The sequence below is a fragment of the Streptomyces sp. NPDC006259 genome (assembly GCF_042870975.1).
In the GTDB taxonomy this organism is placed as follows: domain Bacteria; phylum Actinomycetota; class Actinomycetes; order Streptomycetales; family Streptomycetaceae; genus Streptomyces.
In genome coordinates this window covers 889,350-911,597 of record NZ_JBIAHY010000001.1, presented here as the reverse complement: position 1 = coordinate 911,597, position 22,248 = coordinate 889,350, and the positions used below count along the sequence as shown (strand labels likewise).

Annotated in this window: 22 protein-coding genes; 13 read left to right on the top strand and 9 right to left on the bottom strand. The window is 71.4% G+C overall.

Features of this window, described 5'->3' with window-relative positions:
* Window positions 1-89 precede the first annotated feature (89 nt).
* On the top strand, window positions 90-1,142 hold the full coding sequence (locus ACFYO5_RS03825; RefSeq protein WP_388703826.1) for a WxL protein peptidoglycan domain-containing protein: 1,053 nt from the start codon (window positions 90-92) through the stop codon (window positions 1,140-1,142).
* On the opposite strand, the gene ACFYO5_RS03820 is transcribed toward ACFYO5_RS03825, so the two are convergent.
* Both ACFYO5_RS03820 and ACFYO5_RS03815 read right to left on the bottom strand, forming a co-directional pair.
* Entirely contained in the window at window positions 1,036-1,374 is a 339-nt protein-coding gene (locus tag ACFYO5_RS03820; RefSeq protein WP_356559683.1) for a P-II family nitrogen regulator, read from the bottom strand. The two genes, ACFYO5_RS03825 and ACFYO5_RS03820, sit on opposite strands and share 107 nt — an antisense overlap.
* Window positions 1,371-2,681, bottom strand: coding sequence for an ammonium transporter (locus ACFYO5_RS03815; protein WP_388703822.1), 1,311 nt, complete (start codon window positions 2,679-2,681; stop codon window positions 1,371-1,373). The genes ACFYO5_RS03820 and ACFYO5_RS03815 overlap by 4 nt, the downstream gene beginning before the upstream one ends.
* Window positions 2,682-2,855: 174 nt before the next feature.
* Between ACFYO5_RS03815 and era the strand changes: the two genes are divergently transcribed.
* A complete protein-coding gene (gene era / locus ACFYO5_RS03810; RefSeq protein WP_388703820.1) occupies window positions 2,856-3,809 on the top strand; it encodes a GTPase Era in 954 nt (317 codons plus the stop codon).
* A 9-nt stretch (window positions 3,810-3,818) separates the two neighbouring features.
* Here the strand turns inward: era and ACFYO5_RS03805 are convergent, their stop codons facing one another.
* From ACFYO5_RS03805 to ACFYO5_RS03790, 4 genes are read right to left on the bottom strand one after another with little or no spacing between them, the layout of a single operon-like run.
* Complete coding sequence (locus ACFYO5_RS03805; RefSeq protein WP_388703818.1) at window positions 3,819-5,072, bottom strand: MFS transporter; 1,254 nt, start codon at window positions 5,070-5,072, stop codon at window positions 3,819-3,821.
* Window positions 5,069-6,400: a GH1 family beta-glucosidase gene (locus ACFYO5_RS03800; RefSeq protein ID WP_388703816.1), complete on the bottom strand. Its 1,332-nt coding sequence runs from the start codon at window positions 6,398-6,400 to the stop codon at window positions 5,069-5,071. The genes ACFYO5_RS03805 and ACFYO5_RS03800 overlap by 4 nt, the downstream gene beginning before the upstream one ends.
* Before the next feature lie 57 nt (window positions 6,401-6,457).
* The gene (locus ACFYO5_RS03795) at window positions 6,458-6,724 is read right to left on the bottom strand and encodes a protealysin inhibitor emfourin (RefSeq protein WP_356559678.1); all 267 of its coding nucleotides are present in this window, start codon (window positions 6,722-6,724) and stop codon (window positions 6,458-6,460) included.
* Between the two features lie 21 nt (window positions 6,725-6,745).
* Entirely contained in the window at window positions 6,746-7,816 is a 1,071-nt protein-coding gene (locus tag ACFYO5_RS03790) for a M4 family metallopeptidase (RefSeq protein ID WP_388703811.1), read from the bottom strand.
* 316 nt (window positions 7,817-8,132) lie between these two features.
* On the opposite strand from ACFYO5_RS03790, the gene leuA reads away from it, so the two are divergent.
* From leuA to ACFYO5_RS03775, 3 genes are all read left to right on the top strand, one after another.
* Window positions 8,133-9,854 carry a 2-isopropylmalate synthase gene (gene leuA / locus ACFYO5_RS03785; protein ID WP_356559676.1) on the top strand — a complete coding sequence of 574 codons (1,722 nt, stop codon included), beginning with the start codon at window positions 8,133-8,135 and terminating at the stop codon, window positions 9,852-9,854.
* Window positions 9,855-10,040: 186 nt separating this feature from the next.
* Window positions 10,041-10,736 carry a TerB family tellurite resistance protein gene (locus ACFYO5_RS03780; RefSeq protein ID WP_388703808.1) on the top strand — a complete coding sequence of 232 codons (696 nt, stop codon included), beginning with the start codon at window positions 10,041-10,043 and terminating at the stop codon, window positions 10,734-10,736.
* A gap of 319 nt (window positions 10,737-11,055) precedes the next feature.
* Window positions 11,056-11,517: a protein phosphatase gene (locus ACFYO5_RS03775; protein ID WP_388703805.1), complete on the top strand. Its 462-nt coding sequence runs from the start codon at window positions 11,056-11,058 to the stop codon at window positions 11,515-11,517.
* Here the strand turns inward: ACFYO5_RS03775 and ACFYO5_RS03770 are convergent.
* Window positions 11,498-11,959, bottom strand: coding sequence for an N-acetyltransferase (locus tag ACFYO5_RS03770; protein ID WP_356559673.1), 462 nt, complete (start codon window positions 11,957-11,959; stop codon window positions 11,498-11,500). The genes ACFYO5_RS03775 and ACFYO5_RS03770 overlap by 20 nt on opposite strands.
* 191 nt (window positions 11,960-12,150) lie before the next feature.
* Between ACFYO5_RS03770 and ACFYO5_RS03765 the strand changes: the two genes are divergently transcribed.
* From ACFYO5_RS03765 to ACFYO5_RS03740, 6 genes are all read left to right on the top strand, one after another.
* Window positions 12,151-12,951 carry an SCO2525 family SAM-dependent methyltransferase gene (locus tag ACFYO5_RS03765; RefSeq protein ID WP_388703801.1) on the top strand — a complete coding sequence of 267 codons (801 nt, stop codon included), beginning with the start codon at window positions 12,151-12,153 and terminating at the stop codon, window positions 12,949-12,951.
* Between the two features lie 70 nt (window positions 12,952-13,021).
* The gene (locus tag ACFYO5_RS03760) at window positions 13,022-14,884 is read left to right on the top strand and encodes an SCO2524 family protein (RefSeq protein ID WP_356559671.1); all 1,863 of its coding nucleotides are present in this window, start codon (window positions 13,022-13,024) and stop codon (window positions 14,882-14,884) included.
* Window positions 14,885-14,886: 2 nt separating this feature from the next.
* Complete coding sequence (locus ACFYO5_RS03755; protein ID WP_388704714.1) at window positions 14,887-15,807, top strand: SCO2523 family variant P-loop protein; 921 nt, start codon at window positions 14,887-14,889, stop codon at window positions 15,805-15,807.
* A complete protein-coding gene (locus tag ACFYO5_RS03750; protein ID WP_388703798.1) occupies window positions 15,804-16,790 on the top strand; it encodes an SCO2522 family protein in 987 nt (328 codons plus the stop codon). Before ACFYO5_RS03755 ends, ACFYO5_RS03750 begins: the two co-directional genes overlap by 4 nt.
* Before the next feature lies 1 nt (window position 16,791).
* Window positions 16,792-17,784, top strand: a complete 993-nt coding sequence (locus ACFYO5_RS03745) for an SCO2521 family protein (RefSeq protein ID WP_388703795.1) — start codon at window positions 16,792-16,794, stop codon at window positions 17,782-17,784.
* 100 nt (window positions 17,785-17,884) lie between these two features.
* Window positions 17,885-18,868, top strand: a complete 984-nt coding sequence (locus tag ACFYO5_RS03740; protein WP_356559668.1) for a DUF6879 family protein — start codon at window positions 17,885-17,887, stop codon at window positions 18,866-18,868.
* A 41-nt stretch (window positions 18,869-18,909) separates the two neighbouring features.
* Here the strand turns inward: ACFYO5_RS03740 and bla are convergent, their stop codons facing one another.
* Window positions 18,910-19,800 (bottom strand): class A beta-lactamase, encoded by an 891-nt coding sequence (gene bla, locus ACFYO5_RS03735; RefSeq protein WP_388704712.1) that lies wholly within the window; start codon window positions 19,798-19,800, stop codon window positions 18,910-18,912.
* Window positions 19,801-20,087: 287 nt separating this feature from the next.
* On the opposite strand from bla, the gene recO reads away from it, so the two are divergent.
* A complete protein-coding gene (gene recO, locus ACFYO5_RS03730) occupies window positions 20,088-20,834 on the top strand; it encodes a DNA repair protein RecO (RefSeq protein ID WP_388703791.1) in 747 nt (248 codons plus the stop codon).
* 35 nt (window positions 20,835-20,869) lie between these two features.
* Window positions 20,870-21,724, top strand: coding sequence for an isoprenyl transferase (locus ACFYO5_RS03725; RefSeq protein ID WP_356559665.1), 855 nt, complete (start codon window positions 20,870-20,872; stop codon window positions 21,722-21,724).
* A gap of 91 nt (window positions 21,725-21,815) precedes the next feature.
* Here the strand turns inward: ACFYO5_RS03725 and ACFYO5_RS03720 are convergent, their stop codons facing one another.
* Entirely contained in the window at window positions 21,816-22,235 is a 420-nt protein-coding gene (locus ACFYO5_RS03720) for a transcriptional repressor (protein ID WP_356559664.1), read from the bottom strand.
* Between the last annotated feature and the right edge of the window lie 13 nt (window positions 22,236-22,248).

Here is a 22,248-nt window from a genome sequence, read left to right as displayed (position 1 = left end):
ACGTCCACCGGTGGCCGGGCGCACCCTCCGCACGGGTCCGCACCCGCCCGACCACCCGCCGTGCCCGATGTCCGCGGGGGTCCGCACCCATGCGCAAGCCGTACGTCCTGCTCCTGCCGCTCCTGCCGCTCCTGCCGCTCCTGCCGCTCCTGCTGTCCGTGCTGTCCGTGCTGTTCGCCGCGGCCCCGGCCCGCGCCGCCGACAACGGCAGCTGGTCCGTGCAGCCCGTCTCCTCGGCCGTCGCCGCGCGGCCGTACTTCTACGTCTCCGCCGACCGGGGACAGACCGTCCGGGACCAGGTCGTCGTCGTCAACAGGACGGACGCGCCCCTCACCTTCCGGCTGTACGCCGCGGACGCCTACAACACCGCGCGGGACGGCGGGTTCGCCGTACGGACGCCGGGGGAGCGGATGCGGGGCGTGGGGGCGTGGGCGAAGCCCGCCAAGGACCGGGTCACCGTGCCCGGCGGGAAGTCCGTCACCGTGCCGTTCACGATCAGGGTGCCCGCGGACGCCGAACCCGGCGACCATCCGGGCGCGATCGTGGCACTCGACGAGCGGGTGGAGAACACCGGCGGAAAGGTCGCGCTGGGGGTGCGGCGGGCCGTCGGTGCCCGCATCTACCTCCAGGTCAGCGGTCCGAGGCTGCCCGCGCTGGCCGTCGAGGACGTCCGTCTCGGCTACGACCGGCCGCTCGTGCCCGGCCTCGGCGACAGCACCGCGACGATCTCCTACACCCTGCGCAACACGGGCAACGTCACCCTCGACCCCACGGTGGAGCTACGGGCCCGCGGCCTCTTCGGCCGTACGCTTCTCGCCCGCGACCTGAGCGCGGTCCCCGCCGAGCTGCTGCCCGGACAGCGGGTGCGGCTCACCGAACCCTGGCGGAACGCGCCCCAGCTCGACTGGGGCGACGTGACCCTGACGGCGAGTGCCCGGGACACCCGGGAGTCGGCGAGCACGTCGTTCCTCGCGCTGCCCTGGCTGCTGGTGGCGGTGGCGTTCCTCGCCGGGCTGGTGGGCGGGGTGCTGCTGGTCAGAGCGCGTCGGGCCCGCGCTCGCCGGTCCGGACCCGGACGACCGTCTCGACCGGCACGGACCACACCTTTCCGTCGCCGATCTTCCCCGTCTGCGCGGCCTTGACGATCGCGTCGATGACGGCCTCGGAGTCCGCGTCCCCGACGACGACCTCGATCCGGACCTTCGGCACCAGGTCGACCTGGTACTCGGCCCCGCGGTAGACCTCGGTGTGGCCGCGCTGCCGGCCGTAGCCGCTGGCCTCGGTGACGGTCAGACCGTGCACGCCCAGCTCCTGGAGGGCGGTCTTGACCTCGTCGAGGCGGTACGGCTTGACGATCGCGGTGATGAGCTTCATGCCTGGGGCTTGACCTTCTGGGCGGAGGGGACGGAGGACGCGCCGACCGGGGCGCCATGGCCCAGGACGCCGTGATCGTATGCGGTCTCGGCGTGCACCGTAAGGTCCAGGCCGGTCCGCTCGTGCTCCTCGTCCGCCCGGAAGCCGAGGGTCCGGTCGAGCAGCCTGGCGATGCCGTACGTCATGAGGAAGGCGTACCCGCCGACGGCGAGGACGGCCACGAGCTGCCTGCCGAGCTGGCCGAGTCCGCCGCCGTAGAGCAGGCCCTGCGTGCCGCCGGTCATCGACTCGACGGCGAAGACGCCGATCAGGAGCGTCCCGATCACACCGCCGACCAGGTGGACGCCGACCACGTCGAGGGAGTCGTCGTAGTTCAGCCGGAACTTCCAGCCGACGGCGTAGGAGCAGACGACGCCGGCGGCGAGGCCGACGGCCAGGGCGCCGAGCAGGGAGACCGAGCCGCAGGACGGGGTGATCGCGACCAGGCCCGCGACGGCGCCGGAGGCCGCGCCCAGGGTGGTGGGGTGGCCGTCGCGCCTCTGCTCGACGACGAGCCAGCCGAGCAGGCCGGTGCAGCCGGCGGTGAGGGTGTTGAGGAAGGCGGCGGCGGCGAGGCCGTTCGCGCCGAGGGCCGAGCCCGCGTTGAAGCCGAACCAGCCGAACCAGAGCAGGCCGGCGCCCAACATGACCATGGGGAGGTTGTGCGGGCGCATCGCGTCCTTCTTGAACCCGAGGCGCGGACCCAGGACCAGGCAGAGCGCCAGGCCCGAGGCGCCCGAGGTGATCTCCACGGGAAGTCCGCCCGCGAAGTCCAGGGCCCCGAGGCTGCTCAGGATCCAGCCGTGCGGCCCCCACACCCAGTGCGCGACGGGAACGTATACGAGGAGCGCCCAGATGGGCACGAAGACCAGCCAGGCCCCGAACTTCGCCCGGTCCGCGATCGCGCCGCTGATCAGGGCCGCCGTGATGATCGCGAAGGTGAGCTGGAAGGTGGCGAACAGCAGGGTCGGCACGGTGCCGGACACGCTGTCCGGGCCGAGACCGGCCATACCCGCGTGCTCCAGGGTGCCGATGAGTCCGCCGCCGGCGTCCGGGCCGAAGGCGAGGGAGTAGCCGGCGGCCAGCCACACCACGGTGACCAGCGCGATCGACACGAAGCTCATCATCAGCATGTTGAGGACGCTCTTCGTGCGGACCATGCCGCCGTAGAACAGGGCGAGGCCCGGCGTCATCAGCAGGACGAGGGCGGTGGCGGCGAGCAGCCAGGCGGTGTCGCCGGTGTCGATCCGAGCGGCGGCGAGGGTCACGGTCGTCTCCAACGGTGTGGGGGCTCGTCAGAGATTCACGGGCATGCGTTTCCGGCCGCGTACGCGGGTGTTTCCGTGACGTTTCATTGCGTACGGGTTTCTGGAAACTCACGTTCGAGGGCCCTCTCGGGCGGTTGTACGGCAGGGCCTCGTGGATCAGGGAGAATGGGCGGCATGAGCGTTCGTACCCAGTCATCCGAACAGCCGGCCGAGGCCGCCCACCGGGCCGGTTTCGCCTGTTTCGTCGGCCGCCCCAACGCGGGCAAGTCCACCCTCACGAACGCTCTGGTCGGGACGAAGGTGGCCATCACCTCCAACCGTCCGCAGACCACCCGGCACACCGTGCGGGGCATCGTGCACCGGCCCGACGCGCAGCTGATCCTCGTGGACACCCCGGGGCTCCACAAGCCGCGCACCCTGCTGGGCGAGCGGCTCAACGACGTCGTGCGCACCACCTGGGCCGAGGTCGACGTCATCGGCTTCTGCCTGCCGGCCAACGAGAAGCTGGGCCCCGGCGACCGGTTCATCGCCAAGGAGCTGGCCGGGATCAAGCGGACGCCGAAGGTGGCCGTCGTGACCAAGACCGACCTCGTGGACTCCAAGACGCTCGCCGAGCAGCTGATCGCGATCGACCAGCTCGGCAAGGAGCTGGGCATCGAGTGGGCCGAGATCGTCCCCGTCTCCGCCGTCGGCGACCAGCAGGTCGAGCTGCTCGCGGACCTGCTGATCCCGATGCTGCCGGAGAGCCCGCCGCTGTACCCCGAGGGCGACCTGACGGACGAGCCCGAGCAGGTGATGGTCGCCGAGCTGATCCGCGAGGCGGCGCTGGAGGGCGTCCGCGACGAGCTGCCGCACTCCATCGCGGTGGTCGTGGAGGAGATGCTCCCGCGCGAGGACCGCCCCGCGGACAAGCCGCTCCTCGACATCCACGCCAACATCTACATCGAGCGCCCCAGCCAGAAGGGCATCATCATCGGCCCGAAGGGCAAGCGCCTCAAGGACGTCGGCATCAAGTCCCGCAAGCAGATCGAGGCGCTCCTCGGCACGGCGGTCTTCCTGGACCTGCACGTGAAGGTGGCGAAGGACTGGCAGCGGGACCCCAAGCAGCTGCGCAAGCTGGGGTTCTGAGCGGCCCGGTCAGTCCACTCCCCGGATCCGCCCCACCAGCACCGCCCCCGCCAGCCCGATCACGGCGGCCACCGCGTAGAGCATCCGGTAGCCGCCCAGGTAGGTCACGATCGGTGCGGCGAGGGCGGGTGCCGCGACCTGCGGCAGGGCGTTGGCCACGTTGATCACGCCGAGATCCCTGCCGCGGTCCAGCGCCGTCGGCAGCACGTCCGTCATCAGGGCGAAGTCGACGGAGGTGAACACCCCGAAGCCGATGCCGAGCACGGCGGCCGCGACGACCGACCCGGTCCAGGTCTGCCACACCGCCAGCATCGCCGTGGCGGCCGCCATCAGCAGGCCCGCCCAGAGCACGAAGGGTTTGCGTCGGCCGACCCGGTCCGACCAGACGCCCGCGACGACGACGGTGGCGAGCAGCGTCACCCCGTTCACGGCCGTCAGGACGAGCACGCCCCGGTCCGGGTCGGCGTACTCCAGCCGGTCGCGCAGGTAGTACAGCAGGTACAGCAGGACCAGCGCGTTGCTGAGATTCATCAGGAAGCGGGTCAGCCACGCCCAGCCCAGGTCCGGATGGCGGCGCGGACTCAGCCGGAACCCGGCCAGGAAGGCCCGCCAGGACCACGCCGGCCGGTCCGCCGCGGCCAGCCGCAGATCCGGATGGCGCAGGACGTACGGCAGCACGCCGACCGCCGTGAACACCGCGCAGGCCGCGTAGCCCGCCCCGACGCCCCCGGCGAGCGTGGCGAGCCCGGTCCCGCCGACCACGCCGAGGATCTGGGCGGCCCCCAGCCAGCCGCCCACCGAGCCGCGTTGCAGCCGGGGCACCCGGTCGGGGACGGCCGCCGTCACCGCCGCGAAGCCCGCGTTGAGCGTGAGCTGGACCAGGCACCAGCCCAGCACCATCGTCCACGGGCCGTCCGCCGCGCCGAGCGCGAGCAACGACAGGGCCCCGCCGGCCGCCCCGGCCACGATCCACGGCGTACGGCGGCCGTGGCGGGAGACCGTGCGGTCGGACAGGGCGCCGAACAGCGGGTTCGCGGCCAGGGAGATCACCGCGCCGACGCCGGTCACCCAGGCGAGCATGGTCTCCTTGGACATGCCGGAGCCGGGCGCGAAGTCCTCGGCCTGGGAGGCCAGCAGGATCTGGAGCGGGCCGTACCAGCCGACCCAGATCGCCCCGTTGGCGAGGGACAGGGCCGCCGTCCACCCGCCGCCCACCCGGTCGACCGGCTCGGCCAGGGCGGCCGACGGGCGGACCGTCGTCATCTCTGGGCCCGCAGGACGTCCCGTAGCCACGCGTAGGACGCCTTGGGGGTGCGCGCCAGGGTTCCCGGGTCGGAGAAGTCCACGTGGACCAGGCCGAAGCGGCGCGCGTATCCCTCCGCCCACTCGAAGTTGTCCAGCAGCGACCACACGAAGTAGCCGCGCACGTCCACGCCCGCCTCCACCGCCCGGTGCAGGGCGCGCAGATGGCCGTCGAGGTAGGCGATGCGCTCCTGGTCGTCCACGCCGGGGTAGCTGCACCCGTTCTCGGTGATGACGACCGGCGGGAGGCGGTCGCCGTAGCGTGCGCGGAAGCCGGTCAGGAGTTCCGTCAGGCCCTCCGGCACGACCGGCCAGCCGAAGTCGGTGACCGGTACGCCCTCGATCTGCTGGACGGTGAAGGGGAGTTCGGCCGGGATCCGCACGCCGCCGAACTCGATCTCGGTGCCCTGCGGGGCGGCGACGCGGGTGGGGGCGTAGTAGTTGACGCCGTAGAAGTCGAGGGGCTCCGCGATGACCTTGAGGTCGGACGGCACGTCGCCGGGCATCAACTCGCCGAGGCCCTCGGGGTATTCGCCGAGCAGGAGCGGATCGGCGAAGAGCCGGTTCAGCAGCAGGTCGTAGAAGGCGGCGGCCTCCTGGTCGGCGGGTTCCGGGGAGGCGGGCCAGGTGGGGCCGTGGGAGTTGGCGATGCCGATGGACCGGGCGCCCGCCGCCCGCAGCGCCTGGACGGCCAGACCGTGGGCGAGCAGCTGGTGGTGGGCGACCGGGAGCGCGTCGAACATCAGCTGCCGGCCGGGGGCGTGGGTGCCCAGGGCGTGGCCCAGCAGGGTGTGTTCGGCGGGCTCGTTGAGGGTGATCCACTTGCCTACCCGGTCGCCGAGACGGTCCGCGACCACGGACACGTACGCGGCGAAGCGGTGCGCGGTGTCCCGTTCCAGCCAGTCCAGCCGGGCCGGCAGGTCCCAGTGGAAGAGGGTCGGGACCGGGCGTACGCCGGCCGCCAGCAGGTCGTCCACCAGCCGGTCGTAGAAGTCGAGGCCGCCGGGGGAGTTCACCCGCGGCCAGGAGACCGAGAACCGGTACGCGTCGACGCCCAGGTCCGCCAGGAGTGCCACGTCCTCGGCGTGGCGGTGGTAGTGGTCGCAGGCCACCGCGGCCGTCGAGCCGTCCTTGACCCGCCCCGGCTCGGCCGTGAAGACGTCCCAGACGGACGGTTCGCGGGCGTCGACCGCGCCCTCGATCTGATGGGCGGAGGTCGAGACGCCCCACAGGAAGCCGGCCGGGAACCGGGGTATCGGGTTGGCCGCCCCGCGCGGATCAGTCGCCATGGCGCGATCATCCGTACCGCTGGTAACGGAAGTCAACGCCCCAGCGTGAACCGGTGGTTACGCACCCTCCTTGAGCACGCGCGAGACCAGCTCGCGCTGTTCCGGGGTGAGCCGGGGGTCGGCCGCGTACACCGTCCTCCCGTCCACCGTGATCTCGTAGCTGAACCCGTCCGGGACCCCGCCGGGGCGGCACGGGTGGCCGTCCGCCAGCGCCTGCCCGGCCAGGGCCTCCCAGGCGCGGGCGTCGGGCCGCGCCGAGGTGTCCACCTCGGCGCCGCGCTCGATGCCCGCGAACCCGCCCGTGCGTCGTACCTGAATCCGCATGGAACCGTGTCTAGTACGGATCTACAGAATCCGCACCCCCACCCGCTCCCACGCCTTCTCCACGGCCAGGAACTCCTCGCCGCCGGCGCCGAAGCGCTCGCGCGCGGCCTTCACCGTGAGCTTGGCGAAGTCGGTGAAGAAGGCCCGCTCCGTCAGCTCGCCGCCGGTCAGCACGTCGTACCAGATCTGGCCGGCCTTCTCCCAGGCGAAGCCGCCGAGGGCGGTGGCGGCCAGGTAGAACGCGTGGTTGGGGATGCCCGAGTTGATGTGGACGCCGCCGTTGTCGCGGCCGGTGCGGACGTAGTCGTCCATGGTGGCGGGCTGCGGGTCCTTGCCGAGCACGTCGTCGTCGTACGCGGTGCCCGGGGCCTTCATGGAGCGCAGGGCCTGACCGCTCACGTTCGGGGCGAGCAGCTCGGCGCCGATCAGCCAGTCGGCCTCGGCGGCGGTCTGGCTCAGCGTGTACTGCTTGATGAGCGCGCCGAAGACGTCGGACATCGATTCGTTGAGGGCGCCGGGCTGGCCGTAGTAGGTGAGGTTCGCCGTGTACTGGGTGACGCCGTGGGCCAGCTCGTGGCCGATCACGTCGACGGAGCCGGTGAAGTCGAGGAAGATCTCGCCGTCGCCGTCGCCGAACACCATCTGCTCGCCGTTCCAGAAGGCGTTGTTGTAGTCCTCGTCGTAGTGGACGGTGGCGACCAGCGGCAGGCCGTCGCCGTCGATGGAGTGCCGGCCGTAGGCCTTGAGGAAGTGCTCGAAGGTGGCGCCGAGGCCTGCGTAGGCGCGGTTCACCGTGGCGTCCGGGCCCGGGTCCTCGCCCTCGCCGCGGACCTTGGTGCCGGGCAGGGCGGTGCCGTGTCCGGCGTCGTGGACGGTGCGCAGCGGCTGGTCCGAGGGTGCCTTCGCCGCCGGGACGGCCGCGAGGCGGAACTCGGTGGTCACGCGGCGCCGGGAGCGCAGCTCGCTGTCGCGCACCAGGGTGCGCCGCGCGGGTCCGGAGAGCGCGGGGTCGTCGTTGCGTGCCAGGCGGTCGAGGACGTGGGGCGGTACGACGGTGCAGAAGACGGGCTCGAAGCCCCCGTGGGTCGTCATGTCCGGCACCCTCGCACCGCGTGACGGCACTGTCACCACTCGCAACCATGATTGGTGAAATACGGTGACAAACAGCCCTGATCCGCGTCCACGAGTGGTATGCGGCACTTTTTGTCCGCTTCGTCCGCACGGTCCCGCATACTGGAACAGGCCCGCGCGTCCCGTGGGGCTCGGCTAAAGTGCGGAGCACTATGCGTTTCGGGCTGCTTCTCCTTAGCTGCCGCGGCGAGGGCCTGTAGTCGAGGCCGACTCCCTCCCCGCGGAGCTTGGCATTGCGTCGGCCGTCCTTCCGGACACTCTGAGGAGCCACCGCATCATGGCCAACCGCCAGCAGCCCAGTTCCATGCCGATCCACAAGTACGGGCGCTACGACCAGGTCGACATCCCCGACCGCACCTGGCCCGACCGGCGGATCACCGTCGCGCCCCGCTGGCTCTCCACCGACCTGCGGGACGGCAACCAGGCCCTGATCGACCCGATGTCGCCCGAGCGCAAGCGCCGGATGTTCGACCAGCTGGTCAAGATGGGCTACAAGGAGATCGAGGTCGGCTTCCCGGCCTCCGGCCAGACCGACTTCGACTTCGTGCGCTCGATCATCGAGGAAGAGGGCGCGATCCCGGACGACGTCACGATCTCCGTGCTGACCCAGGCCCGCGAGGACCTGATCGAGCGGACCGTGGAGTCGCTGAAGGGCGCCAGGCGGGCCACCGTCCACCTGTACAACGCCACGGCTCCGGTGTTCCGCCGGGTGGTCTTCCGCGGCTCCAGGGACGACATCAAGCAGATCGCCGTCGACGGCACCCGTCTGGTCATGGAGTACGCGGAGAAACTGCTGGGCCCGGAGACCGAGTTCGGCTACCAGTACTCGCCGGAGATCTTCACCGACACCGAGCTGGACTTCGCCCTGGAGGTCTGCGAGGCGGTGATGGACGTCTACCAGCCCGGCCCGGGCCGCGAGATCATCCTGAACCTGCCGGCCACCGTCGAGCGCTCGACGCCCTCCACCCACGCCGACCGCTTCGAGTGGATGAGCCGCAACCTCTCCCGCCGCGAGCACGTCTGCGTCTCGGTCCACCCGCACAACGACCGCGGTACCGCCGTCGCCGCCGCCGAGCTGGCGCTGATGGCCGGCGCCGACCGCGTCGAGGGCTGCCTGTTCGGCCAGGGCGAGCGCACCGGCAACGTCGACCTGGTCACCCTGGGCATGAACCTGTTCTCGCAGGGCGTCGACCCGCAGATCGACTTCTCCGACATCGACGAGATCCGTCGTACGTGGGAGTACTGCAACCAGATGGAGGTCCACCCGCGCCACCCGTACGTGGGCGACCTGGTCTACACGTCCTTCTCCGGCTCCCACCAGGACGCCATCAAGAAGGGCTTCGACGCGATGGAGGCCGACGCGGCCGCCAGGGGCGTCACCGTGGACGACATCGAGTGGGCCGTGCCGTACCTGCCGATCGACCCGAAGGACGTCGGCCGCTCCTACGAGGCCGTCATCCGGGTCAACTCGCAGTCCGGCAAGGGCGGTATCGCGTACGTCCTGAAGAACGACCACAAGCTGGACCTGCCGCGCCGGATGCAGATCGAGTTCTCCCGGATCATCCAGGCGAAGACGGACGCCGAGGGCGGCGAGGTCACCGGCGGCGACATCTGGGCGACCTTCCAGGACGAGTACCTGCCCAACCCCGAGAACCCGTGGGGCCGCGTCCAGGTCCGCAACGGCCAGTCGACCACCGACACCGACGGCGTGGACACCCTCACCGTGGAAGCGGTCGTCGACGGCCGCGAGACCGTCCTGTCCGGCTCGGGCAACGGTCCGATCTCGGCCTTCTTCGACGCCCTGCAGTCCATCGGCATCGACGTACGTCTGCTGGACTACCAGGAGCACACGATGAGCGAGGGGGCCTCCGCGCAGGCCGCCTCCTACATCGAGTGCGCGATCGGCGACAAGGTCCTGTGGGGCATCGGCATCGACGCCAACACCACACGGGCCTCGCTGAAGGCGGTCGTCTCCGCCGTCAACCGCGCGACGCGCTGATCATCCTGATCGGGAGTTTCGGAGCCCCGGCCGCCGGAAACGGCGGCCGGGGCTCCGTCGTATATCGGCCATCCGTCCGTGGAGGTCACGGAAAGGTCTCGTCCTGGGTGCTGACTCCGCCTCAACGATGTGGCTAACATCACGAAAGCGCGTGGCGATGATGCCACGGGGTTACGGAGGTGCGACGTGCTGCCAGAACGGGGACCAGACGGCCGTGCCACCGGGCTTGCCCGTGTGCTGGGCCATCGCACCGCCTGGACACCCGTCGGGGACGGCGAGTTCTTCTGCCCCGGCTGCGGCGGCGACCGCAACTACCAGCGGCTCACCGGCCGACGCCGCTTCACCGTGCTGGGCGTACCCGTCCTGCCGCGCGGCGAGGCCGGTCCGGTCGTGGAATGCGGCGCCTGCCGACGCCACTTCGGCACCGACGCCCTCGACCATCCCACCACCACCCGTTTCTCCGGGATGCTCCGCGACGCCGTCCACACCGTCGCCCTCGCGGTCCTCTCGGCCGGCGGCACCTGCGCCCGTACGTCCCTGGAGACGGCGGCGGTCGCGGTGCGCGCGGCAGGCTTCCCGGACTGCACCCGTGAGCAGCTCGCCGCCCTCGTCTCCGCCCTCGCCGCCGACACCGGCCGGCTCCACGGCGCGCCCTGCCCGCCCGGCCTGGCCATAGAGCTGCACGAGGCCCTCGACCCGCTCGCCCCGTACCTCGCCCCCGTCGGCCGCGAATCGATCCTCCTCCAGGGCGCCCGCATCGCCCTCGCCGACGGCCCGTACACCCCCGCCGAACGCGAGGTCCTCGCCACGGTCGGCGCGGCCCTCACCCTCCGCGCGGACGACGTGACCCGGCTGCTGGCCGCGGCCCGCACACCGTCCTGACGCCTCTCCGGCGCCCGCGCCGCTACGTCCCCGCGGTGACGCGGCCCCCGGGCCACCGGCCGCGGTCGGCACGGAGGCCCGGTGACGGCCTCTGGTCCTGCGGCTACGGCGAGTTCGGGTGTCAGGGCCCGCTCCACGGGGACCGTCGGAACGAGGGCGCCGCCGGCACCGCAGGAGACCGTCACCGCCCAGCCGTCACCGACGCGGTGGACCGGCGGGCGTCCGCCGGCGCGGTCCGCGTCGGGCACGCCTCGCCCCGCGGAGCACGGGCCGGGCCGAATCGGTTGCCCGGACGGCGGAGCCGGGTTCGAATGGGCTCGTGGAATCACGACCCGAGCCCTGGCCGACGGAACTGCCCGGCGTGCTCCGGCTGCCGTCCGGGCGGCTGGTGCGCGGCCGAGGACTGCGCCGCCCCCTCGACCCGACCGGACCGGACCCGACGTACGGCCTCTATCTGCTCGGTGCCGAGCCCCCGGCCGTCCCGTGGGAGGCGCGCTGGCTCCGCTGGCCGGACTTCCGGCTGCCCGCGGACCGTGCCGACGCCCGCGCGGCGCTCACCGAGGCCTGGCGGCGGGCGGCCGACGGCAGGCTGGAGGTCGCCTGCCACGGCGGGCGCGGCCGTACGGGGACGGCGCTGGCCTGCCTGGCGGTGCTGGACGGCGTACCGGCCGCCGGGGCGGTGGAGTTCGTGCGCCGGCACTACGACCGGCACGCCGTGGAGACGCCCTGGCAGCGTCGCTATGTGGGACGGTTCGAGGGGCTCACAGGGCGAGCGTCATGAGGAGGCGGTCCTCTCCGGGGCCGAAGTAGTCCGGCCGGGGACCGCCCGGGTACGACGCGAAGCCCAGGGACCGGTACAGGGCGATCGCGGTGTCGTTGCGCGGCTCCACCGACAGCGTCACCGAGCGCACGCCCTGGGTGCGGAGATGACCGAGGACGTGCGTCATCAGCTGCCGGCCGAGCCCCCGCCGTTGCAGCGGCGGGGAGATGCCGAGGCTGAGGATCCAGCTGCGCGCCGCGTTCGGCGGCGTCGAGAGCACGTATCCGCCCAGGTCCTCGCCCATGTCCACGACGAACACGTAGTCCGGGAACGAGGCCAGGAGCTGGCGCAGCACGAAGTACGGGTACGGGGCGGTCGGGAAGGCGTCCTCGTCGAGCCGGACGATATGGGGGAGATCCTCCTCCGTGGCCGGTCTGATCCGTAAGCGCTTTTCCTGGGACACCTGGCTCACTGTCGAACCGGCGACCGACCGAGAACGATCTCGGGGAAGAGGAGTCATACAGTCCCCTTGTGAAGGATCGACAAAGTGAATGGCACGCGTGCTCGCTCTTGTCCGATATGCATACCCGACCGTCCATCATTGCGTGATGCATCCACTCCTTCAAGAGTGCATCGCCCTGCTAGGCTGAACCAATGACCTCGGGATCGCCCACCGCCGCCGCCGAAAAGCTGAATGCCGATGTGCCCTGGGACGCCTTCGATCCCGACGAGTACATCAAGCGCAATTACCTTGAGATCCAGCCCGTGGACAGGGCGATCCTCACCCGGGTGCGAGATCACTTCACTGATCACTTCATGAAGCACGGCGGCCGTGGCGGTTCCGGTATCGACGTGGGCGCGGGGCCCAATCTCTATCCGGCCCTGGCGATGCTCCCCTGGTGTGGCCGGATCACGCTCCTCGAGCGGTCCGAGTGGAACCTCGAGTACCTCCGCGGTCAGCTTTCCGGCTACGACGCCAACTGGGACCAGTTCTGGGAAGTGCTGGAGAGCGGCGCGGACGGCGAGGGCGCCGCCTATACCGGCCTCGGCGCCGACCCCAGGGCACGTTTCGGGGAGGCGGTCGGCAAACCGAGGCGCGGCAGCCTTTTCGACCTCTGCGGGAAGAAGCCCGCCTGGGATCTCGGCACCATGTTCTTCGTCGCGGAATCCATCACCACGTCGCTCGAAGAATTCCGGCGGGGGGTGGGTTGTTTCATGGGTGCCCTCAAGGGCGGCGCGCCTTTCGCCGCCGCTTTCATGGAGCATTCCGAGGGATACAGCGTGGGCGCGCAGGAGTTCCCCGCCCGCGATATCGACGAGGAGGAAGTGCGGACCGTACTCGGCCCGTATGTCGAGGCGGACATGGAGGTCGTCTGCCTGGACAATCCGAAACAGCTGGTGCGCCATGGGTACACCGGAATGATTCTGGCCTGCGGCCGGCGACGGAAAAAGTGATGTCCCGGCTTTCCACCACGGGGTTCTTATGTGGGGGGCACGGTGACGGGCCTGTGCGAGGGGAATGGGCATGCAGATCAAGCCGAGACAGAATCTGCTCGAAGTGTGGCAGGCCGTCGCCCGCCATTCCTTCGCCGACGGTGAGTGGGAGTGGGGGGACCGGGGCGGCCTGAGCAGCGTCGCCGACGCCGAGCGGCTGCTCTGCCTGCTCTACCCGGCCACCGAGATCACCGCCTTCCGTCTCGACGACCCCGACACCACCCAGCGGGACGTGGAGCGGGCGCTGAGGACCGCGGGCGACTCCAGCGAGATCCCCGGGAACCTGGTCAAGGTCCTCGCCGACTTCATGGAGAAGCACCGCGGCGAGGAGAGCCCCACGTTCTCCGGCGGCTACTACTTCGCCGCCGGCGACCCGGAGCGCGAACTCACCAAGGAGCAGCGGGACCTCGGGGTGGTCGACAGCTTCTCCATGTCCGTCACCCTCTGCCTCGCCACCCTCGGCTTCCTCAAGGTCTACCGGGGCAAGACGCAGCGCGCGAGCACCCTCAAGCAGATCGACCGGCTCTGGGACTCCACCAGCGCCCGGCTGACCGCCGCCATGGTGAGCCTGCTGCGCTCCTTCACCGTCAACGTCGTCGACGTCGCCTCCGACCAGGGACAGTCCCTCACCCGGCTGCTCGGCCAGGGCCGGCTCTCCGAACGGCAGGTGCTCCAGCGCTTCCAGGAGCGCTTCAAGGCCCTGCGCGCCGTCATCAGCGAAAGCGTCACCCTCGGTCTCGACGCCGACGTCACCGACGAACTGCGCAACGAGAACCGCCTGTTCGAGTGCGGCTGGGCGTGGAGCCTGGTCAAGGGCGCACCCGACGTCGAGGTGGAACCGGCGACCGCCGAGGCCATCGGCAAACAGCCCGCCGGCGTCGCCCACCCCACGCCCTACCTGTACTTCACCGTCGTCGCCCTCGACGGCATCCCCGACCTGTTCTCCGAGCGCACCCTCGTCCTGGGTCTGCTCAGCGCCGAACAGCAGAAGCTCGCCGACGCCCTGCGGCTGCGCTGGGAGATCACCCAGCAGTACTGGTCGGCCATCGCCCGGTTCGGCGACGGCACCTGGCCGCTGGAGGAGATCCCCTGGCGCACCACGCTCCAGCAGCTGGAGTCGGAATACTTCTCCCTCTCGGTCGCCTCCATTCTCGTCCACGACCTGGTGCGCCGCCGCGCCACCGACGACGACCTCACCCGCACCGTCGCCGTCATGGAACGCCTCGCCGAACGCGGCCGGATCACCAGCGGCATGACCCGCGACGACCCCGCGGTCGGCCTGCACAACCCCGGTGTCAGCCTGCCCCTGCTGGGCAGCGAGGCCGTCGGCCCGCCCATGAAGTGGACGATGACCGACTTCTCCGCCCAACTGCTCAAGCGGACCATCCAACTCTGCTCGCTGTCCCGGAACATCGCCTCCCAGGACCGGCTGCTGCGGCTCGCCGAGGACATCGTCGACCATCTCTGGCAGCGTCGCATCAGCGAGGGGGCGGGCGTCGGCCTCTGGGACAACGTGCACGCCGTCTACCCGGAATCCCCGGAACGGCAGGGCCCGGTGTCCTGGAGCATGACCGAGCGCGTCACCGAGTGCATGGTCGCCGCCCACGCCCTCTACGACCAGCCGCCCATCCGCAGCGCCGAACTGTCCCTGCTGGCCAGGGCGTTGATCAGCGAGTCGGCCCACCTCTTCGGCAAGGAGCAGATGGAACAGCCCGCCCCCACCCCCAAGAGCCCCCAGGGCGAGGAGATCAAGGGCATCGAGGCCGACCTGCGCCGGGCCCGCCTGCTCGTCGACGAACAGCCCGGCACCGCCTACGCGCTGGCCCTCGGCGTGCTCAGCCGGCTGGACTCCCTCTCCCGGGCCCGCGGCGGCTCCGGCCACCAGGGGGTGTGAGCGTGCTCGTGTTCGCCGCCTCCGACAAGGGGGGCACCGGCCGGTCCGTGACCAGCGCCAACCTCGCCTACCACCGCGCGCTGGACGGGGACGACGTCTGCTACCTGGACTTCGACTTCGGCTCGCCCACCGCGGCCGCCGTGTTCGACCTGCCCGACGTCCTCGCCGAGGCCGAGGGGCGCGGTCTGCACTCCTACCTCAAGGGGAAGACCGTCGAGCCGCTGCGCGTCGACGTCTGGTCCCGCACCGAACACCCCGTGCTGCGCAGCCGGCCCGGCGGCTCCGGACGGCTCGTCCTGCTGCCCGGCGACCGCACCGGCGGCGAATTCGTCACCGACGAGGAGAACCTGCACCGCACCGTCGATCTCGTCCTGCGCCTGAAGCGCGAATTCGACGTCATCATCATCGACCTGAGCGCCGGACGCAGTTATGCGATGGACCTCGCCCTCGCCGCCACCTCACCCCGCGGCGGACTCGGCCGCCTGAAAACACGCTGGCTCGTCTATCACCGCTGGACCCGCCAGCACGTCATGGCCGCCGCCGAACTCGTGTACGGAAAACAGGGCATTGTGCAGGCCGGTGTCGCCATGGGCCACGACACCGACGCGCTTTCCGCCTCGATCCGCTTCGTCCGCGCCGCCGTACCCGATCTCGACTCGCCGATGTGGTCCCAGGTCTCCGCCGCGCAGTACGCGTGGATGCGGCAGTGCGACACCCAACTGGAGGAAATCGCGGCCGGCCGCGGTATCGGCAAGACCCGCGTCCTGTCGTCCATTCCGCTGGAACCCGTTCTGCAGTGGCAGGAGCGGCTCATCACCGACGAAGACGTGCACGACCGGCGCATCGCCAATGTGGAGACCTGGCAGAAGATGGGCGAACTCGCCCAGCGCCTCACCGAGGACAAGTACTGGGGGCAACTGTGAGCGGGCCGGAAACCGTCTTCCGGGAGACCAGCGCACAACCGCGCACCGCCTCCGTGCCGTTTTCCCATCTCTCCCTGGAACTCGGCCACTTGTACATGGAGGACTTCGCCGAGGGCCCCGCCCGGCTGCGCCGTCACTTCGCCGCCGTACGGCCCTGGGTGGACGCCGCCCGCGCCTCCGTCGGCCCGCTGCCGGCCGGCCGACGACCGCGGATCAGCACCTGCTTCCTCGTCGACGACTACTTCAGCCGGCTGTCCACCCCCGCCGAACTCATACCGCCCCTGCTCGCCGCCGCCGCCGAGGCCGGCCTGAGCATCGACTACCTGGCCCGCGAGTCCGGCTGCGCCGTCGCCGAACCCGGCCACCGCGACCGCGCCGAACTCGCCGAGGCCGTCCTGCACCGGCTGGTGGAGTCCCCGCCGCCCGGCAGCAACGGTTTCCGCCCGCCCGTCAGCCGCTCCGGCTGGCTCACCAACGGCCGGCGCACCCCCTCGCACCGCACCTCCGCCGCCCTGGACGCCACCGGCACCGTCTGGGAACCGCCCAGCGAGACCGGCGCGCGCGGCCACTCCGTCTTCGTCGACGTCGAACTGTGGAGCGGACCCGAGGACGAACGCCTGTGGTCCTGCGCCTTCCTCGCCTCCGTCTGGCAACTCGTCCGGCTCGGCCTGCTGCGCCACGACGGCCAGGCCGTGCTGACCCCCACGCCCTGGGACGACAAGGAGTTCCCCGCCGAGTGGGACGCCCTGCCGCCCGTGGTGCGCCTCAACCCCCTCGCCGCGCCCTTCACCGCGTACGCCACGTGCAGCATCCTTCCGGCCCGCTTCCTGCCCGTCGAGCACGCCGTACGCGTCGTCCTGGACCAGGTCCACGTCGAGTCCGAGGCGTTACGGCAGGTCGCCGAGCGGTCCGCCGCGGAGGGCCGGCCCGTCCCCGCGGGCGTCGTGGACCGCACCTCCTACGTCTTCCCGCCGGGGCTGTGACATGAGCGGCGGCCCGCACGAGCCCGGGGACACGGAGACGGGGACAGGGACGGAGACGGTCCTCGCCTGCGGGGAGGTCCGTACCTGCCTGCTGCCCACCCGGGACGCGGTCGACGAGCAGGTCGCCGAACGGCTGCTCCGGCTGCGCGCCGACGAACGCGTCCGGCTCTCCCGGCGCCCCAACCGGCACGCCGTCTCCCCGGACGTCCTCACCGGCGTCGACTGCCGGCTGCCCACCGCGGGCGGCGCCAGGATCCGCGCCGTCGGCACGGTCACCGCCCGCGCCGCCCTCGTCGAGGGCCGGGTGCTCCAGGCCACCGCCCACTTCTCCGCCCCCGCCGACGGCCCCGACCGGCGACAGCCCTGGGGCTACTACCTGGTCCGCCCCGGCGTCCTCGTCCCCGTCGGCAGGCTCTCCGCGCGAGCCGTCGTCGAGGGGTTCCTGACCGGACAACGGCAGGACGAGCTGGACGTCGGCCCGGTCGCCGAGGGCCTCCTCGCGCGGATCTCCCGCCAGCACCGGCTGCTCGACTACGACACCCCGCTCAACACCACCGACACCAGCCTGCGCTGGGCCGCGTTACCGGCGGCCGACGGTGAGGCGGCCGCCCCGCACTTCACCGTCGCCGACGACGGCCGCCGGGTCGTCGAACTGCGGCTGCCCCGCGGGACCCCACCCGCCGCGGCGGCCGCGCTCTGTGAGGACCTCGCCCTGCACGACTGGCTCCTCACCACGGTCGCCGACAAGCTCGACGGCCTGCGGCTCGGCTCCGACGACGGCCGGGCCGCGCTGAAGGTGCTGCGCCCGCTCGTCGACCACCTGCTGCACCTGTGGATGCCGCAGGCCCGCGTCGACCGCACCCTGAACTCGCTGTGGCGGGAGCTGGAGGAGACACCGGGCTTCAGCCGGCAGTGGTCGAGCCTGGCCCAGCGCATCCGGGACCAGCTCGCCGTCCAGCTCCTCACCCGCGGCGACGCGCTGACCCCGTCCTGACGGAGGAACCGCACGGCACCGCGGCCCACGGCACCACACCTGTCCGAGCACGATCCGACGCACAACCCGACGCACGATCCCAACGGGGGGAGAAAGAGAGATGAGCGCACCGACGAACTCGTACTTCCGAAGCGGCCAGCAGCGGCGGTCCGACAACGACAGCGCACGTCAGCTCACGCTGAAACTCCTGGTCACCGTAGTGGTGGGCGGAGTGGTCTACGTACTCACCAACGTCCTGCTGCCGAAGGAGGAGGGCCCCTGGCAGCTGGTCCTGTCCGTGCTGTGCGGCGGCACGGTCCTGATCGTGCAGTTCATGGCGTCCTTCGTCAGCCAGCTCAGCGAACTGAAGGACGTCGTGGAGAAGCGCTTCGCCGACATAGGCGAGGCCACCAAACTCTTCAACGAGGTGGAGAAACTGCGCGGCGACGGCGTGCCCCGGCTCGCCGAGCACGCCACCAAGGTCGTCTCCATGGGGCCCGACATCCTGCACGAGTTCGCGCACGAGGAGATCAACCGCCTGGCCGCGCAGATGGAGGACCTCACCAACCTCAGCGCGGAGACGCCGGGCGAGAACCACGACTGGCTGATGACGCTGACCAAGTGCACCAGAAGCAGCATCGACGCCATCAGCACCAGCGTCGTCGACGACGGCTTCTGGTCCTCCGAACCCGCGAGCCGCTATCTCACGGCCCAGCGGGAGGCGATCGTCGAGCGGGGCGTCACCGTACGGCGTCTGTTCATCGTCAAGGCACCCCAGGAGCGCTCCGCACTGGCCCCGATCTGCGAGGAACAGCGCCAGATCGGCATCCACGTCCGGGTGGTGGTCCTGGAGCAGCTCCCGCCCCATCTGCGGCGCGGCAAGATGATCGACTGGATCGTCTTCGACGAGGCGCTGTCGTACGAGATCCACGCGGACCAGCTCAGCGTGAACTCCTCGACCACGGTGAACGCCCGCGCGGACGAGGTCCAGCCGCTGATCCGGCGCTTCAACCAGCTGTGGGACGCCTCCGCGGAGATCTCCCCGAACGGCACGCCCGACACCGTGCCCGTGCTGACCCCGGGGGCCGACCCGGACGGCGCCTGAGGCACCGTCCGGGCCGGGACCGGGGGCGGGGCGGGGGCGTCTCAGCCGAGCGTCGCCGCCAGCAGCCTCGCCGTCTCGACGATCAGGGCGTGGTCGTTGGCCGCCTCCCGGTCCGGCATGGTGACCTGGACGGCCAGCACGACGGGCGCGCCCTCGGGGGTCCAGGCGATCCCGGCGTCGTTGTCGGCGCCGTACCAGCCGCCGCCGGTCTTGTCGGCGAGGGTCCAGGTGGGCGGCAGCCCGGCGCGGAAGCGGTTGTCGCTGGTGCGGTTGGCGAGCATCCAGTCCGTCAGCCGCCGCCGGTCGCCGGTGGCCAGCGCGTCGCCCAGCACCAGCCGGGCGTAGGAGCGGCCGATGGCGTACGGCGTCGTGGTGTCCGTCACCCGCCACGGCTCGGCCGAGTTCAGGTCCGGCTCCCACCGGTCGAGCCGGGTGACCCGGTCACCGATCGACCGGGCGAAGCGGGTGACGGCGGGCGGGCCGCCCAGCTCGCGCATCAGCAGGTTGGCGGCCGTGTTGTCACTGTGGCGGAGCGCCGCGTCGCACAGCTCCTCGACGGTCATGCCGTCGGCCACGTGCTCCTTGGTGACGGGCGAGTTCTCCACCACGTCGTCGTCGGTGAAGTGGACGCGGCGGGCCAGCACCTCGCCGTCGCGGTCCAGGTCGCGCAGGACGGCGGCGACCGCGAGGACCTTGAACAGGGAGCAGACCGGGAAGCGTTCGCCGGCGCGGTGGCGCACGGAACGCCGGGTGCGCAGGTTGTACGCGAAGACGCCGAGGCGGGCCCCGTGCGCCTCCTCCAGGGCCCGCAGGCCGGCGCTGACGAGGTCGGCGCCGTCGGTGGCGTGGGCCCGGCCGGCGCCCAGCAGGGAGGCCGCGGTGACGGCACCCGTGGTGGTGAGCAGGGTACGGCGGTTCGTCGAGCCTAAGATCGTTCTCTCCGTCCGTCGGTGACTGGTTCGTCGTGACCGGTCCGTCGGTGACCGGTTCGTCGTGACCGGTTCAGGAGCCTCGGTGGTCTCTGCGGCCCCATCAGTCACGGACGCGCCGTCCGGCCGCCCGGTTGCGAGGAGCGGCGGGGCCGCCCGGCGGGGCGCGGGCCGCCGCCTCGGCCGGCCCGGCGTCCGGCACCTGGCCGCCGCGCTCCCGCCGTGTGCCACAACCGGGCGATCGTCGTGGGTCGGCACACCGCTCTCCCCGCGTAGGCGAGAATGGCGGCATGAGTCTGTTCCGCGACGACGGCATCGTGCTGCGCACCCAGAAGCTGGGCGAGGCGGACCGGATCATCACGCTGCTCACCCGTGGCCACGGCCGGGTGCGGGCCGTCGCCCGCGGGGTGCGGCGGACCAAGTCGAAGTTCGGGGCCCGGCTGGAGCCCTTCTCGCACGTGGACGTGCAGTTCTTCTCGCGGGGGAGTGAGCTGATCGGGCGCGGGCTGCCGCTCTGCACGCAGAGCGAGACGATCGCGCCCTACGGCGGGGGCATCGTCACCGACTACCCCCGCTACACCGCCGGCACGGCCATGCTGGAGACCGCCGAGCGGTTCACCGACCACGAGGGCGAACCGGCCGTGCAGCAGTACCTGCTGCTCGTCGGCGCCCTGCGCACCCTCGCCCGCGGCGAGCACGCCCCCCACCTGGTCCTGGACGCCTTCCTGCTGCGCTCCCTCGCCGTGAACGGCTACGCGCCCAGCTTCGGCGACTGCGCGAAGTGCGGCATGCCCGGACCGAACCGGTTCTTCTCCGTCGCCTCCGGCGGCTCCGTCTGCGTCGACTGCCGGGTGCCCGGCAGCATCGTACCCTCGCCGCAGGCACTGGTCCTGCTGGGGGCGCTGCTCACGGGAGACTGGGAGACCGCGGACGCCTGCGAGGCGCGGTACGTCCGGGAGGGCAGCGGACTGGTGTCCGCGTACCTGCACTGGCATCTGGAGCGCGGTCTGCGTTCCCTGCGGTACGTCGAGAAGTAGAAGCAAGCCGAAACGCAAGAGGAGACGAGAAGCACATGGTCGTACGCGGGTTCCTGGGGCGGCAGCGTCGGGAGTACAAGGCGCCGGAGCCGCATCCGTCCGGCGCCCGCGCGCCGAAGCTCCCCGGTGAACTGGTCCCCGAGCACGTGGCGATCGTCATGGACGGCAACGGCCGCTGGGCGAAGGAGCGGGGCCTGCCCCGCACCGAGGGTCACAAGGTGGGCGCCGAGCGGGTGCTGGACGTCCTCCAGGGCGGCGTCGAGATCGGTGTGCGCAACATCTCCCTGTACGCCTTCTCCACCGAGAACTGGAAGCGCTCGCCCGACGAGGTGCGCTTCCTGATGAACTTCAACCGCGACTTCATCCGCAGGACCCGCGACCAGCTCGACGGGCTGGGCATCCGGGTGCGCTGGGTGGGCCGTATGCCCAGGCTGTGGAAGTCGGTCGCCAGGGAACTCCAGATCGCCCAGGAGCAGACGAAGGACAACAACCGTCTCACCCTGTACTTCTGCATGAACTACGGCGGCCGCGCGGAGATCGCCGACGCGGCGATGGCTCTCGCGGAGGACGTGAAGGCGGGCCGTCTCGACCCGTCGAAGGTCAACGAGAAGACGCTCCAGAAGTACATGTACTACCCGGACATGCCGGACGTGGACCTGTTCCTGCGCCCGAGCGGCGAGCAGCGCACGTCCAACTACCTGCTGTGGCAGAGCGCCTACGCGGAGATGGTCTTCCAGGACGTCCTGTGGCCGGATTTCGACCGCCGTGACCTGTGGCGGGCCTGCCTGGAGTTCGCCTCCCGGGACCGCCGCTTCGGCGGCGCGATCCCGAACGAGGAGCTGCTGGCCAGGGAGGGACAGGAAGAGGAGGACGGCCCGTCCGGCGGCTGAGGACGAGGCCGGTCAGGCCGACAGGGGGTCCGGTGGGCGGGGCCCCAGGCAGTCCCGGCGGCTCACCCGCACCGAAACGCTCGACCTCCGCTCAGCCGCCGGAGGCCGCCGCGCAGTCGGCGCACGTGCCGAAGATCTCCACGGTGTGGGCCACGTTCACGAAGCCGTGTTCCGAGGCGATGGCCTCCGCCCACTTCTCGACCGCCGGTCCCTCCACCTCGACCGCCTTGCCGCAGGCGCGGCAGACGAGGTGGTGGTGGTGGTCGCCGGTGGAGCAGCGGCGGTAGACGGACTCGCCGTCGGAGGTGCGCAGTACGTCGACCTCGCCGGCGTCGGCGAGGGTCTGCAGGGTGCGGTAGACCGTGGTCAGCCCGACGGAGTCACCCTTGTGCTTGAGCATGTCGTGGAGTTCCTGCGCGCTGCGGAACTCCTCGACCTCGTCGAGCGCCGCCGCCACGGCGGCGCGCTGCCGGGTGGCTCGGCCCTTCACGGGCGATCCAGCGGTCGTCACCGTTGCCTCCTCA